A 14723-nucleotide genomic window follows, 5' to 3' on the forward strand; every position below is an offset into this window, starting at 1 on the left:
AAATTGTATTGTTATTGTTTATATTTCGCCAAATACATATTATTAACATTGTGCGAAAATAATGAAAAAGAAGTATTTAGTCAGCCTATTGCCAGTATTGCTTATGGCGCAATATGGACAAGCAGAAACAATCGGATCCACAGTACCAGAAACACTTTATTTTAATAAAAAAGCGTTGCCATCAGACACTCAAGGCACACTGCAAGGTAGTGTTAGTGTTGCTCAAAGCGTGATCATGCAAACGAGCAATAAGATTGAAAATGATCGCCAACCACATCTTGTTTCTCTTCGTCGTACACTGGTGCTGTTTGAGCCTCATGCAGATATGCTAGAGCAAGACGAAGTGGTTACTGTGACTGCTAAAAATAAACAAAACGACGTGGTTTATCACACGGTGATGCGTCAACCACAACAGTTGCCACAAGTGGCGGGTAAGCTTGACAAGTATGTTGAGATAACGAAGCCATCACAGTTCTCTCTAACGATCACTAGCAATCACGATCTTAGTGATATCTCTGGTGAAGCGGGTATAACACATTTTAAAGCACTACTTGCTCAACACGATACCGTTTTAGTTAAAACTGGAGATGGCCATTGGGCGGGGCATTTTATTTTGCCTGATGATAAGAGCTTCAATAATAAGAAGATCACCTTTATTTCAGATGCTGGCTACAATTCTCAAATTGAATATGCACAAGGTACAGATACAATCAGCCGTGGTAACCAATTGACCTATCAAAATATTGATGGCGTTTGGTATGGTGAGTCGGATATGGCAATCAGCCGAATTTCATATAGCGATAAAGCTTATTCAGCGGTACTTCCAGCCGAAGCCGTTAAGTTGGGTTTACGCTTAACTTTCACCAGTGAAAATCAGAAAGAAGGGACGGTTTCAGATATTAAGATCGGTGCGAATACCAGTATGATCTTAAATACAATCGATATTGGTTTATTAACAGAGCCAAGAGATCAATTTATCTTTATCGATGATCCAGAATTACACCGTCAGTATTTCCAAAGTCTTCAGATCAGTAAATTGATCGTTAACCCTTATGAAGCCGTGCATCTTAAAGAGATCATGTTGCCAGATGGTCGCTTACTTCAAGGTGTTGATCCTAGTGATGCAGACGGTTACGGCAGTGATTCACATTACCGTATTGCACGTGAACTTATCTCTTCAGGTATTAACAGTGCTAACTATGGTGTCAATTCATCAAAAGTACGCCCCGAAAGCCAGTGGAATATTGAAGCGCCATACCATGCAACACAAGTCACGGTGAATAACTCAATTGGTAATTATACTGATGGTTTAATTACACACGGTATGTTGGGTTCTTACGCAGGTGTTGCTTCTGTCGTGAGCTCAACGGGTAACGAATTTAGCCATGAAGTCGGTCATGAACTAGGAGTCGGTGCCCATTACCCTGGTGGCTTTATGGGATCGATTCACAAAAGTTCTACCGAAGCGAACTCTACATGGGGGTGGGATGGTTATAAAAATATCTTTATTCCTAATTTTACTAAAGGCGTAACGAACCAAGAGTCATGCTATGAAGGGGAATGTGTTGCACCTTTTGAAGGTCACAGTTTTGGTTTTGGTACCATGTCTGGCGGTCAACCGCTATACCCTAAATACAATGCATATACATTACACGCGCCGTATGAGCTGAGTGTATTCCAAGATTTTGTAGAAAATAAAGCGAATTTTGATCCAGCGTCACCAACAGGTTATAGCAAGTGGGATCACACAGAAAAAGTGATGAAGCCATGGACGCATTCAGTGGCTGATGATTTAGCGTTTTCGGTTGTTACGGTCAGTGGTAACGGCCCGCTTAGTGAATTTGGTGAAAATAGCGATAAATTTCAACAGCTATTTGCTAAACATCAAGTGGTTCACTTAACAACGGCTAATGCCGCTTGGGCTCGTGACTTTTATTTACCGACTGATGCGAAATTAGAAGGGAAAGTGGCGCTATTTGAATCATGGGCGGGTTGGAATTCAACTATCCATTATAACGACCAACAAATGACATTAAGCCATGGTCAAAAACATGTATTTGTGTTTACCAATGGTGTTTGGCAGTTAACAGATAATGCGCTATTAGAGCGCAACGTGGATTTGATCCCATACAAGCAAGGCGTACAGGTAACAACCTTGGTAGGGTATTACGATCCACAGAAAACACTACCAAGCTACATCTACCCAGCTCTGCATGGTGCATACGGTAATGTTTACGTTGATAACTTCACGGCTTCAACATGTCAGTTGGATGTGTTGACGCAAAACGGTGGCACCAAAACGTTTAACCTGTATAACCGTCGTTTGCAAGATGGTCACATGAACCGTTTTCACATCAATATTGAAAGTGCACTGAAACCATACCGCGCAGAAGTTAGCTGTGGTGGTGAAGTATTAAATACAATGGATATAGTGCCGGCAAAAGCGTCGTTAAAAGCAAGTATTGTGACAACGGAGGCAGGAAAAGCACCCGTTATCACAGGTGTTGACGATATTGTTGTTGCACATGGTGATTTATTTGCGCCACTTGCAGGAGTAACAGCGACAGATGATTACGATGGTGATGTCACTGCCTCTATCGTGGTTGAAGGTACTGTTGATACCAATAAAGTGGGTCATTACACGCTAACTTACAAAGCTTATGACAGTGCTTTAAGTGAATCTGTTGTTGTGCGTAAAGTTGAAGTGTTTAGTGCAAAACCTGTGTTAGAAGGGATTAGCGATACGACTATTCAACTCGGTGATACCTTTGATGCAAAAACAGGTATTACCGCAAAAGATGCAGAAGATGGCGACATAACGGCCAATATTATTATCGAAGGTGAAGTCAATACGAGCCTAGCTGGTAACTACACCTTGAATTACCGTATTACTGACAGCGCACAACAAACCACAGAAGCGCAACGTGTTGTGACGGTTGAAGGTAGCGCAGTGTGCGAAAACACATGGAGTGCACAAAGTATTTATGTGGCAGGAGATGAAGTCAGCCACAATGGTGTGGTATGGCTAGCAGGTTGGTGGACAAAAGGTGAAGAGCCGGGAACAACGGGTGAGTGGGGTGTTTGGAAACAAATTGCAACCGAAGGGTGTACCTCAGTCAAACCAGAAGTGACGCCACCTGCGCCGGGAGAATATCCAACGTATCAAGCGGGCACAGTTTACCAACAAGGGGATATTGTTCGTGCTAGCGATGAGCAGTTATACCAATGTAAACCGTGGCCTAATTCAGGTTGGTGCTCAAGTGCTTCTTATGCTCCAGCAAGCAGTGCTTATTGGCAAGATGCTTGGACAAAACTGTAATCACATAATATTTACTATATAAATCAAAGCGGTGAGTAAAATCACCGCTTTTTTATATCACGCTATATGATATTCCACTTATTACGATCTATTTGGATCATGAGTGAAAAAATGATTCACAGGGCCATGACCACGACCAATATTGAGCTGATCAGCGGCTGAAATGGCAGAGGTAATATATTCTTTGCCACGCTGTGTTGCTTGTTCGATCGAATAACCTTGAGCAAGGTAAGAAGCAATAGCTGAAGAGAGGGTACAGCCAGTACCATGGGTATTGTGGGTATCAATACGTTTTGTTTTTAGCTCGATAATATCGTCACTTAATATCAATAAATCATTACTTTCTGAATCACTTTCTAGGTGCCCACCTTTAAGCAGTATGGCTTTTGTTTGTATGTCACGCAGTTTGCTGACTAATCCCAACATATCTGTATGATTGTGTGGGATCTCGCTGTTTGTCAGAGCAGCGGCTTCAGGTAAATTAGGCGTGATGAGATCAGCTAATGGAAGTAGTTTTTGCTTTAATGTACTAATGGCTGACTGTTGTAATAATAAGCCACCACTGGTGGCAACCATAACGGGATCAATCACAAGATAGCGTGGCTTGTACTCTTTTATTTTGTTCGCAACCAGCGTGATGATGTCACTATCGGCAAGCATGCCTATTTTAACGGCCTGAATGTTGAGATCGGTAAAAACAGCATCTAACTGTTGTTCTATCATCACAAGAGGAATAGGAAGAATACCACTAACACCTTGGGTGTTTTGCGCCGTAATTGCAGTGATCACCGAACAAGCATAGCCACCAGTTGCTGAAATAGCTTTGATATCAGCTTGAATACCCGCGCCACCACTACTGTCAGAGCCAGCAATAGTTAAAACGATAGGCGTTGTAACATGGGATGTATTATTGGTGTGTGATGACATAACAGATTCCTAATTACGCGTTAGGAACCGGTGCCAAGTCTGAAAGGATCAGTTGATGTGAAGTGATGAGATCCAGTGATAACTTGGCTAAACAATACGGATATTGTTTATTTAGTTCCCTCCGCCAGTGTTAACTGGTTCAGGTTCAACGGGTCCCACTTAAATTGTGATCTCAGCGTAATGCCCCCCGACTAACTCTCAAATCCTAATAGATAAACGTTTTGTTGTCACGTACTTATAAAATAAGGGGTTACATCAGCTTATAACCGAAAATGTACTCGTATGAGGTATTGTGTTTTGAATACATAAATTACGTGGTTTGGTTTACTTTTTAGTTATGAAATAGCGGTGGAAAGTCGGCGTTGTTTTAGTGGGTAATAACGAAATGGGAACAAGTTTAAAAAAGAATAGACTTTATATTTGAGGACAAAAAAACCTGCTTTTAAGCAGGCTTTTTGTTTAAATTTGGTGCGTCTGAGTGGACTCGAACCACCGACCCCTACCATGTCAAGGTAGTACTCTAACCAGCTGAGCTACAGACGCAAATCGTGTTAATTAATGATTACTGGTTTAAATCATTAATTGGTACGAACGAGTGGACTCGAACCACCGACCTCTACCATGTCAAGGTAGCGCTCTAACCAGCTGAGCTACGCTCGTATAAGATGAACTGATTAAGTGTGAATCACTTCATAATATTTGGTGCGTCTGAGTGGACTCGAACCACCGACCCCTACCATGTCAAGGTAGTACTCTAACCAGCTGAGCTACAGACGCAAATTGTATATTTATGATTTCTGGTTTTAATCATAAATTGGTACGAACGAGTGGACTCGAACCACCGACCTCTACCATGTCAAGGTAGCGCTCTAACCAGCTGAGCTACGCTCGTAATATGTTCTAGTTAACGACAAGCATATTAGCGAGTCACTTGTAACGAGGCAAGTATTAAAGTTGGATTTTTTAGTAAATTCAGTGCGTTTGCTTGCACAATAGCCAGTTTTAATAAAATTATGGTGATGAAATAGTCGAAGTCATATTTTTAAGTAGGGCATTGCCAATTAAATGTAATGTGTAGCGCAACAGAATGTGCGCTACACAAGCAGATAGGTTAGTTTAAAAGTTCGTGATCGGGCGGAAGTAAGCGGCTGATCCATAAAACCAGCTTATGTTTCATATGAACGCCGTCCTCTTGATCCACGGCAAGAGGAGTGATTTGTTTACAATCAACCAGTAAGCGATAAATACACTCAACACGGTCGGTAGAGCCAACACTGCGGTCTAAATCGCCAAAACCTTGTTTTTTCGCGAATGCAAAGCCTATTTCTAATGCTTTTTTGAGAAGTTTTGCTTCATTCTTGGTTTTCTTCATGCGTATCTCCTATATCCCTTAGCGAAAATATATACAAATTTATTGTCTTCGCGACTGTAGAAGCTGAGTTTAAATTTTAGTTTAAAGCTCAAATTTTTGAAGCAAAGTTATTCTATCAAATTAGAATAAAGTTATTGTCCAACTTTGAATTTACATTGTTTAAACAGACGTTGCCAGAATTTAACGTGCGCTAATGTGGCTTCATGAAATTGCTGATACAGATCGCCATCAACATAGAATGCTATATAGGTTTGCATCGGTGAGGAGAGGTGAATATTCGGTTGATTCAATTGTTGAAGTATCTGCTGTAAAACGGGCTGTATTTGTCGATATTGTGAATCAAGTGTTGATAAATAAGGCTGGATAGTTGGAACATAAAACTTATAGAAAACATTACGAAGATATTGTGCTTTTTGCTGATTCATATTTTTGCCACACAAAATTGCATCTTGTGACTGAGTAAGTTGTTCTGTAATTGTGTTCAGCAATGTTGTGGTGCGCTGCATTGAATAGAAAAGATCACCAATATATCGGCTATTATAAATTTGTTGTTGGTGCTCAAAAAGATCCTGATATTTATCCTTGTTAGAATAAGGTGCAGTGATGTTATTTGAGCGTTTGATGCTATTTGAAAGTAAATTATTGATATAGCTAAATGCGCTTAGGCTAGCGTTAAATTGAGTGGTTTGATTACTTTCAAGTAGATGATGGCCTAGCGTTAACTGTTTACGCCATTCTTCTCCAGTAAAAAGCGTGTTCCAAAAAACCAATGGGAGCTGCTGTTTCTTTTGTTGATAAATAGGTGCTAGCTCGGTTAATAAATCAGACTCTTTAGGCAGTGTTTCTAAACAATACTGTAGCCCATCTAATAGTAAAAGTTCATAGCGGAGACCGCGGGTTTTATCTTGAACTTTACCCAAAATCGAATTTCGCTCTGCAATCAATTGGAATAAGCCACATTGCCGTAATTCATAGGCATCAAGTAGACCAATTCTAATATCCGCTAAAGGCTGAATAAGATCTCGTTTCGCGGGTAAAAGTTGTAAGGGCGTTTCAGGAAAGGGGGTTTTGTCTATATCGAGTACATTAGCCAGACGCTGATGATAGGTATCAAAGGCGTCTTCATTGTCATTTTGCTTACAGCCTATCAGCATTATTGAAATGAAAAGAATCAGAGACAGTCTATGTGGGAAAATAGAGATAGATACAGGCATAGGCGTCTCTTAAAGCATTAAGTGAATATTCATCATACTGATTATTATCAATATTAGATCAAAAAAGGCGATCTGATGATCGCCTTTTTGTGTTATCGGTATGACATTTCAAGTTGCTTTTCAGCATCAAGTTTATGCACATGGTGTATTCGCCAACCAAGCATAATGGCTGCCGCAGTTAAGCCGAGAATAAAACCAATCCAAAAACCTTGCGGGCCCATTGCTGGTACAATCCAGTTTGTTAGGCCTAAGACGTAACCTGATGGTAGTCCTATTAGCCAGTAAGCGATGAATGTACAAAAGAAAATGGCACGCATATCTTTATAACCACGTAACGCACCTGCAGCAACAACCTGAACGGCATCACTGCATTGATAGATCGCTGCAAGTAGTAATAATTGCCCAGCAAGCACGATGACTTGTGGATTATGAGTATAGAGCTCGGCAATGTCTTCGCGGAAAATAACCGTCATCATAGCGGTACAAATAGCTAAAGCCGTACCGACAATTAAACCGCAATGGCTTGCAATACGTGCACCATCAATATCTTGTTGTCCCATTTTGTGGCCAACACGAATGCTCACCGCTGCACCAATACTCATTGGCAGCATATACACCAGTGATGAGAAGTTCATCGCTATCTGATGCGACGCTACTTTATTTGGGCCTAATGGTGAAATCAGTAAGGCAATAACAGCAAACAGTGAAACTTCAAAGAATAGCGAAGCTGCAACGGGAAAGCCTAGTTTAAATAAACGTGAAAGCGCTTTTAATTGAGGGCGATAAAATGTGCTAAATACCCCAACACTCTTTAACCGTTTATTAATTAAGACATACGCTAGTAACGCAAAAAACATGAACCAATAGACGATAGCTGTTGCCACACCACAGCCGATCCCGCCTAATTCAGGCGCTCCAAACTTTCCGTAAACGAAAACCCAGTTTAGTGGGATATTGGCCAGTAAGCCTAAAAAGCCGATCACCATGCCTGGAATGGTAAAAGATAAACCTTCAGAAAAACTCTTTAGAGTTTGGAAGAACAAAAAAGCAGGTACAGCAAAAAGTACGGCATATAAGTAACCGACCGTTTTTTCTGCTAATACAGGCTCTACATTCATGTAATGGATTAAAGAACCCGCGTTATACAATATCAACATGGTTGGGATGGATATTAAGATCGCAAGGTAGAAGCCATGTTGAACTTCAAACGGAATACGCTCTTTTTTACCTGAGCCGCTAAGTTGTGCCACCACGGGCACAAGTGCCATAAGTAAACCAACACCAAATAAGATAGAAGGTAACCAAATACTTGCAGCAACAGCAACGGCTGCCATGTCAGTCGCACTGACACTACCCGCCATCACTGTGTCAACAAAGCCCATCGATGTTTGTGCAACAGAGGCAATGAGCACAGGCACGGCAAGCTTTATAAGCTGCGCGGTTTCTTTTTTATAGTTATGCACTATTTTTGGCTCCAAAAAGAGGAATATAAAGGGGAGGAGTCAAGTATTAAAATGCTTCTATGGCATTCTATTTTGTACTGCCAATGATTTTTCAGGATTATATAAACAAAAGGCGTATAACCAAAACAGAATATTGGCAATTTACATAATTATTGCTTTGGGGTGGGAATAACAGCAGCTTAGTAGATAGTGTTTACTCATTAAGCTGCTGTTTTATCGAGAAAGTTAAACCGTAAACATCATATGGCTGTAAAAGCCAATCGCGATAAAAGTACTTGCTGCACTAAAGACACATAGCATTGGTGTTTTAATATTCGGATAACGTTCAATAAGTAAAAGTAAGCCAAAAAAGGTTGGATACAACCCAAACGCATAACGAGGCATCGCATTTAAATTTGATGACAGCGGTAATATCAAACAAATGAACATAAATATGGCTTCAGCGTAGTATTTACGCGCGACCAAATAGATATTTAGTATAAACGCGAGTATCGCCATGATGGCTAAGTAAAGCTTAGGGCCGCCTGTTTCAAAACCATAGAGGAGCCAGTGAAACGGATTGGTTAATTGACGTCCCCATGCAATTTGGATGTGTCCAAAAGCCAGCGCATCACCTACATGAAAGTAGAGATAAGCCATATAGGTGAAAAAGCCGAAAGGGATCACCCATATGGCTGAAATTGCTTTCAGTGCCGGGGTTTTTAAGCGAAAAAAGCTATTTATACCGTAGTGTTGAATCGCAATAATGAGTACAGGAAAAACCAAGAACACGCCAAGGTTACGGGTAATAGCGGCTAATAGACCTAAAATAGCGACCCATCCCCATTGTTGGCGATAACTAAACAGGAATACACCAGTCACGAAAACAATGAAGAGCGGTTCGGTATAGCCTGCAGTTGAATACACAGTATAAGGTGAAAAGCACAATAACCAGATAGCAGCAGACTGCGTTGCTTTGCTGAAATTAAGCTGCTTTAACGCCATTAAAATAATCGGCAGGCTGAATAAAAACGCTAAGTTTGACGCTATGACTAAACCTAAGCGGGCATTGTTAATTGGGTTTTCAAAAAAGAAAAATTTTGAAAAGATCCAACCAATAAAGGGCTGTAGAGGCATAAATGCCCAGTTAGCCGCATTCTTTTGACTTAGCCATTGTGGCACTAAATCATAGCCATTTTCGATGATCCGATAAAACCAGACACAGTCAAAGCGACAAATAGTTTGCAATAAAGGCTGTTCAGCATAATGTCCAGAAGCAAACTCGGCTACTCCCCATAAACCTAAACAGTAGATAACGGTGCGACTCACAATAACGGCAAATATAATGGTCAGCCATTCTTGTTGACTAATTTTGATTGAAGGTAAGCTTAATGTAGTCATTTAAACACCCAAAATTTAGCCAAGATGAAGGTAATTACAGGTACGCAAAGGGTTGATATTGTTACCGCCAGCCAACCTGAGAACATTGCAGATTTCAACAATGAAGCAAGGATTAAATTGTTAATAAAAAAGCCCATCAATGATACGGCCAAAAATTTTAAAAATGATCCTTTCTGTCCAAACGTAAAGTGGCGATGTCCAAAGTAAGACACTAAAAAAGCAATACTAAAACCGATCACGTTGGCACTGTATTCTGATGGATCTTGGATTTGGAAAAAATATAGTCTAACAACAGACAAGTGTACGGCTGTTGCAAGTAAGCCAATAATTGCAAATCGATTTAATTGCCAAAAGTGCTTTAAAAATGACTCATTCATTGATGGTTTCTAACTCTTTTTCTGTCTCTGTAACAAGTGGTTGTGTGTTTTTTTCACTATATTTCCCATAGACACCTTCAACAAGGTAAATAGGGCGCTGTTTTAGTTCGGTATAAATGCGGCTGATATAGCCACCAATTACGCCTAATGAAATTAATTGAATCCCCCCAAGGAATAGAACAACGGAAATGGTTGATGCGTACCCTGGTGTATGAATACCAAAGAAAACAGTACTGACTAATACATACATTAAAAAGGTAAAAGATAAACACGAGATACCAAAACCAACAAACCCCCATACACGTAGAGGCCAAGCAGTAAAACTTGTAATACCATCCATTGCGAAGTTCCATAACTTCCAATAGTTGAATTTAGTATCACCAACATTTCGCTCAGGACGCTGAAAATCGACGCCGATTGAGCGGAATGAAGACCAAGCCAATAAACCTTTCATAAAGCGGTTACGTTCAGGTAATTGTTTTACTGCTTCAATAACACATCGGTCAATGAGACGAAAATCACCGACATTTTCGGGTAAGATTGTTTCTGCAGATAAAAAGTTGAAGAAACGATAGAAACCGCCTGCAGTCACACGCTTTAACAAAGTATCTTGTGAACGGTCAACACGAACACCATAAACTGTATCGTATTCCCCTGTTTGCCATAATTGGACAAATTCAAGGATCAGTTCTGGTGGGTCTTGTAAATCAACATCTAAAATCACAGCAGCATCACCTTTTACGTAATTAAGGCCTGCGGTCATGGCTGCTTCCTTGCCAAAATTACGAGCGAAGTTAATTAAGCTAATTGAATCATCTTTGGCTATTTGAGCTTCAATTACAGACTGTGTTTTATCTTTACTACCGTCATTAATGAAAACAATATCAATATGTGAGCGGATGGAGGAAAGCTTATTATTGATTTCGTTAATAAATGGCTCAATAGCGACTTCTTCGTTATATACAGGAACGATAAGTGACAGGGTATAGTCTGTATTTTTAAGGTTATTATTCATATTATTTACCTTAGTTATTGATCATTAAAAGGTGACGCGATTGTTGGTTTTGTTGCTTGATGACTATCGTTTTTAGATAAAAAGGCAAAGTCCACCAACTTAAATGCCAACGGTGTTAATGCCTTTATCTGCAATGTTTGTAATGTATCGCCAGACTTAAATGCAGATGCTGGGATAATGGCATCAAACACATTAGATTGTTTTGTTGGTGCAAAAACGCCATGCCATTGGTTTACTGAAAAGTGCAATGGTGAGGATAGTGAAGATGCTAATGTGATACTGACTTTAACCTTTTGCTTTACCTTATGCGGAAGCGTGAAATAAAACCCGCCAGTACTTGTTAATAATCGAGCACCATTATCAGCGTCTTCATTCCATCCTGCGCGTGATAAATAGGGAACTTTTGTTGAAAGTTCTAGCGATGATGGAATCTTTAGAGCAAGGTTAGGCTCTTTAGGCTGCCAAAAGAGAGTCTGAGTTTTAATGTAATACGCCTTATACGCAATACTTACGTTCGGGGTTACTGCTTTATATAAAACCCAAAGATAATAACACGATAAGATCGTAATTAACGTTATTAGCGTAATACGTAATGTTGTACAAGAATGGTTTTTTTTAGTGTTTATTGGCATGGCATCATTAGCGACATCAATAGTCATAATATACCTATATTATTTTGTATTCGTTATCTTATTGCTGTAAGAATACACTTTATAACTTTATTCCCAGAAGGGATATGGATTTCATTGCCAAGTTGTTTTTTTGACAATTAATTGTCATTGGTAAATAACATAGAAAAGGTTAATCAATGCTGTATAAGAAAAGTAAAAGTAAGACATTGAATACTCATTTTTAAATATTGGCTTATTTGATAGTTTTTCTATAAAAAAGAGCTATAAAATCAAGATATTGATTAACAGCCTAAGTTAATTATTAACTCAGTTAGGAGCGTTATGTTTACGGGAATTGTACAGGGAACAGCAGAAATTATTTCGATTAGTAAGAAACAAGATTTTCAAACTCACGTAATACGTATGCCTGCTAATTTATTAAGTAATGTAGAGCTAGGGGCTTCGGTTGCTCACAACGGCTGTTGTCTGACAGTGGCGGAGATTAATGATGATTTGTGGTCATTTGATTTGATGCAAGAGACACTAAATATCACTAATCTTGGTTTAGTTAAAGAAGGTGATGTCGTCAATGTTGAGCGTGCAGCAAAGTTTGGCGATGAAATCGGTGGGCACTCTATGTCTGGACATATTATGTGTACAGCAGAAGTATCTAATGTTGTTACATCAGAAAATAATCACCAGATCTGGTTTACTTTACCGCAAGCACAGATGAAGTATGTATTCACTAAAGGCTATATAGGGATTGATGGTATAAGCCTCACCATAGGTGATGTGGTCGAAAATCGTTTCAATGTGAATTTAATCCCTGAAACATTACAGCGTACAAATTTAAAAAGTCGTGTTATTGGTGATGTGATTAATATTGAAATAGATCCTCAAACCCAAGCGATAGTTGATACTGTTGAGCGTGTAATGGCAGCAAAATCATAAACGAGAGATTAACTAGACCGCTTAGCGTAACTGGTCTAGTTAATTGATCATGGAATTAGTATTAAAAAATTTGCTCGTCATCAGCATCGATAAATAAATTAATGGTTTTGTGGAGATCATCAACCTGCATATTGATATGAATCGGATTACAGCATGCAGAGCAATCATCATAAAACTCTTGGCTACCAGCGCTTGCATCTAATTCAATGCGTATGATTTGTCCACAATGGGGACAGGTAACGCTTTGTTCTGAATAGTTTTTCATTATTGCACTCCTTCACTCGCAGTCAGTTATCAGCAGCAAATTTAATTTAGGTTATGTTGATAATATTCGCTATAACTAAAAATACTATTGATAGCCTAGACGCTGGCAAAAGCGTTTGCAGGTAAACTTATTTTACTGTGGTGATAATAGCTATCAATGAAAACTAATGTACGACGAAAGATATGCAAAAGCTTATACATACCTTACGTCGACACATACATAGAATTTAATTACTCATCTAATAGATTAAGCTTGGCTATAATGTATTCAGCTTGGCCCATATATTCGCCACCAAAGAGTATGCAGTGATTAAGAATATGATAAAGGTTATAAAGCTCTTTACGCTCTTGATACTCGGGGGGAAGAGGATAGACTGAATTGTAACCCTTATAAAAGCTGTTTGGGAAACCACCGAACAGTTCTGTCATAGCAATATCACATTCGCGATCCCCCCAGTATGTGGCGGGATCAAAAATAATTGGGCCAGATACAGTTAGAGCAGTATTGCCATGCCATAAATCGCCATGTAATAAAGAAGGTTTCGGCTGGTGGTTAACTAAGTGTTTAATGACATTGCTAGTAATAATGTCAATATTACCAAATATAATGCCTCTTTCTTCACATAGTTGTAATTGCCATGCGATACGTTGCTCTGCAAAAAAACGACACCACCGGCGATGCCAACGGTTAGGTTGTGGCGTTAAACCAACATAATTATCAAAATCAAAACCGTATTCAGCTTGCTCACCCCATAAATGCAGTTTTGCTAATTGCTGACCTAATTGATAACCAGCATTATCATCGACTTTTTTTGTTGGTAAATAATTCAGTGTGAGGAAGGATTTATCGCGGCATGTACCAACATGGATATACTGAGGTACTTGAACACAATTGGCTTCATTAAGAATACGTAAACTTTCTGATTCAGTTTCAAAGACAACGAGCTGTTCTTTATCATTGAGTTTGAGAAAAAAACGTTGATCACCATCGCTAACGCAATAGCATTCATTGACATCGCCCCCTTCAAGCGTTTGTCGCTCAATAATCTTAAATGGTCGACCTAGTACATCTGACAGTTGGTGAGAAATGGCTTGCCACATAATCATCCTCCGCACTGAAACTTATGTATACAACTTGTCTATCAACATCTTAGACTATATATCGAGTGAAGAAATGTGAACTCAGTGTGATTTTAGTTACTGTTTTTAAAAACTTAGAATTCAGACGATAGAAAGAACAACAAAAACAAAGTATTAAAATAAACCACCGCATAAAATATATGTTCTTCTTTTTTAAATAAAAAATAATCACATCGTAAAAATATGCGTAAATCTTAGATGGCGATTCAATAAAAAGTAATTAGACACTAATTGATAAAGATACTTACAAAACAAAATGTATTCACGTTGAGAATGCAGGTAATCTACAGCACATTACTTTTAGGAAAAGATATAAAATATGAACCAGAAAATCATACCAACAGACATGACATTTTTTGAACGTTTTGAAGCCGATATTCTTTCAGGAAAAAAGACAATCACTATTCGTGATGAGTCTGAAAGTCATTATGTTCCAGGTTCACAAGTAAAAGTCTCCACATTTGAAGATGGCCGTGAATTTTGTACCTTACAAATCGATAGGGTAGAGCCTATCTTGTTTTCTGAACTAAATGATTTTCATGCTAAACAAGAAAATATGACACTCGATGTGCTTAAAAGCGTTATACAAGATATCTATCCTGGGATAGAAAAACTGTACGTTGTTAGTTACACCCTCGTTGACTAAATTATTGTTATTAATTTAAGAGGATTCTTTGCAATCCTTTTAAT

Annotated in this window: 13 protein-coding genes, 4 tRNA genes and 1 riboswitch; of the genes, 3 read left to right on the top strand and 14 right to left on the bottom strand. The window is 39.0% G+C overall.

The features are described 5' to 3' along the window. The first annotated feature begins 61 nt into the window (after nucleotides 1-61). On the top strand, nucleotides 62-3319 hold the full coding sequence (locus C9J42_RS06440) for a M66 family metalloprotease (protein ID WP_107301802.1): 3258 nt from the start codon (nucleotides 62-64) through the stop codon (nucleotides 3317-3319). 81 nt (nucleotides 3320-3400) lie between these two features. On the opposite strand, the gene thiD is transcribed toward C9J42_RS06440, so the two are convergent. The 12 genes from thiD to C9J42_RS06500 all read right to left on the bottom strand — a co-directional run bounded on the left by thiD (nucleotide 3401) and on the right by C9J42_RS06500 (nucleotide 11726). Next, nucleotides 3401-4246, bottom strand: a complete 846-nt coding sequence (thiD, locus tag C9J42_RS06445) for a bifunctional hydroxymethylpyrimidine kinase/phosphomethylpyrimidine kinase (protein WP_107301803.1) — start codon at nucleotides 4244-4246, stop codon at nucleotides 3401-3403. Nucleotides 4247-4345: 99 nt separating this feature from the next. After that, a riboswitch (TPP riboswitch) is annotated at nucleotides 4346-4446 on the bottom strand. 266 nt (nucleotides 4447-4712) lie between these two features. Continuing rightward, a tRNA-Val gene (locus tag C9J42_RS06450) sits at nucleotides 4713-4789 on the bottom strand. A 40-nt stretch (nucleotides 4790-4829) separates the two neighbouring features. Beyond that, nucleotides 4830-4906: transfer RNA gene (locus C9J42_RS06455), tRNA-Val, on the bottom strand. Between the two features lie 40 nt (nucleotides 4907-4946). Then, nucleotides 4947-5023: transfer RNA gene (locus C9J42_RS06460), tRNA-Val, on the bottom strand. 38 nt (nucleotides 5024-5061) lie between these two features. After that, nucleotides 5062-5138: transfer RNA gene (locus C9J42_RS06465), tRNA-Val, on the bottom strand. Between the two features lie 219 nt (nucleotides 5139-5357). Further along, the gene (locus C9J42_RS06470; protein ID WP_005367367.1) at nucleotides 5358-5618 is read right to left on the bottom strand and encodes a DUF5062 family protein; all 261 of its coding nucleotides are present in this window, start codon (nucleotides 5616-5618) and stop codon (nucleotides 5358-5360) included. A gap of 131 nt (nucleotides 5619-5749) precedes the next feature. After that, nucleotides 5750-6832 (bottom strand): DUF3080 domain-containing protein, encoded by a 1083-nt coding sequence (locus C9J42_RS06475; RefSeq protein ID WP_233220730.1) that lies wholly within the window; start codon nucleotides 6830-6832, stop codon nucleotides 5750-5752. Between the two features lie 92 nt (nucleotides 6833-6924). Beyond that, nucleotides 6925-8295 carry an MATE family efflux transporter gene (locus tag C9J42_RS06480; protein WP_107205844.1) on the bottom strand — a complete coding sequence of 457 codons (1371 nt, stop codon included), beginning with the start codon at nucleotides 8293-8295 and terminating at the stop codon, nucleotides 6925-6927. Nucleotides 8296-8520: 225 nt separating this feature from the next. Further along, nucleotides 8521-9675 carry a hypothetical protein gene (locus C9J42_RS06485; protein WP_107245340.1) on the bottom strand — a complete coding sequence of 385 codons (1155 nt, stop codon included), beginning with the start codon at nucleotides 9673-9675 and terminating at the stop codon, nucleotides 8521-8523. Further along, nucleotides 9672-10052: a GtrA family protein gene (locus C9J42_RS06490; RefSeq protein ID WP_005367375.1), complete on the bottom strand. Its 381-nt coding sequence runs from the start codon at nucleotides 10050-10052 to the stop codon at nucleotides 9672-9674. The genes C9J42_RS06485 and C9J42_RS06490 overlap by 4 nt, the downstream gene beginning before the upstream one ends. After that, complete coding sequence (locus C9J42_RS06495) at nucleotides 10045-11067, bottom strand: glycosyltransferase family 2 protein (RefSeq protein WP_107205846.1); 1023 nt, start codon at nucleotides 11065-11067, stop codon at nucleotides 10045-10047. Before C9J42_RS06495 ends, C9J42_RS06490 begins: the two co-directional genes overlap by 8 nt. A gap of 14 nt (nucleotides 11068-11081) precedes the next feature. Next, nucleotides 11082-11726: a riboflavin synthase subunit alpha gene (locus C9J42_RS06500; RefSeq protein ID WP_107301804.1), complete on the bottom strand. Its 645-nt coding sequence runs from the start codon at nucleotides 11724-11726 to the stop codon at nucleotides 11082-11084. A 294-nt stretch (nucleotides 11727-12020) separates the two neighbouring features. On the opposite strand from C9J42_RS06500, the gene C9J42_RS06505 reads away from it, so the two are divergent. Continuing rightward, the gene (locus C9J42_RS06505) at nucleotides 12021-12629 is read left to right on the top strand and encodes a riboflavin synthase subunit alpha (RefSeq protein ID WP_107205847.1); all 609 of its coding nucleotides are present in this window, start codon (nucleotides 12021-12023) and stop codon (nucleotides 12627-12629) included. A 61-nt stretch (nucleotides 12630-12690) separates the two neighbouring features. Here C9J42_RS06505 and C9J42_RS06510 read toward each other — a convergent pair whose 3' ends face one another. Next, nucleotides 12691-12894, bottom strand: coding sequence for a CPXCG motif-containing cysteine-rich protein (locus C9J42_RS06510; RefSeq protein WP_107245335.1), 204 nt, complete (start codon nucleotides 12892-12894; stop codon nucleotides 12691-12693). A 230-nt stretch (nucleotides 12895-13124) separates the two neighbouring features. Then, entirely contained in the window at nucleotides 13125-13994 is an 870-nt protein-coding gene (locus tag C9J42_RS06515; RefSeq protein ID WP_107205849.1) for a fructosamine kinase family protein, read from the bottom strand. A gap of 358 nt (nucleotides 13995-14352) precedes the next feature. Here C9J42_RS06515 and yqfB point away from each other — a divergent pair, with 358 nt between their 5' ends. Beyond that, on the top strand, nucleotides 14353-14679 hold the full coding sequence (gene yqfB / locus C9J42_RS06520; RefSeq protein WP_107205850.1) for a N(4)-acetylcytidine aminohydrolase: 327 nt from the start codon (nucleotides 14353-14355) through the stop codon (nucleotides 14677-14679). Nucleotides 14680-14723: the final 44 nt, after the last annotated feature.

Origin of the sequence: Photobacterium sp. GB-56 (assembly GCF_003026105.1) — a bacterium.
GTDB lineage: Bacteria > Pseudomonadota > Gammaproteobacteria > Enterobacterales > Vibrionaceae > Photobacterium.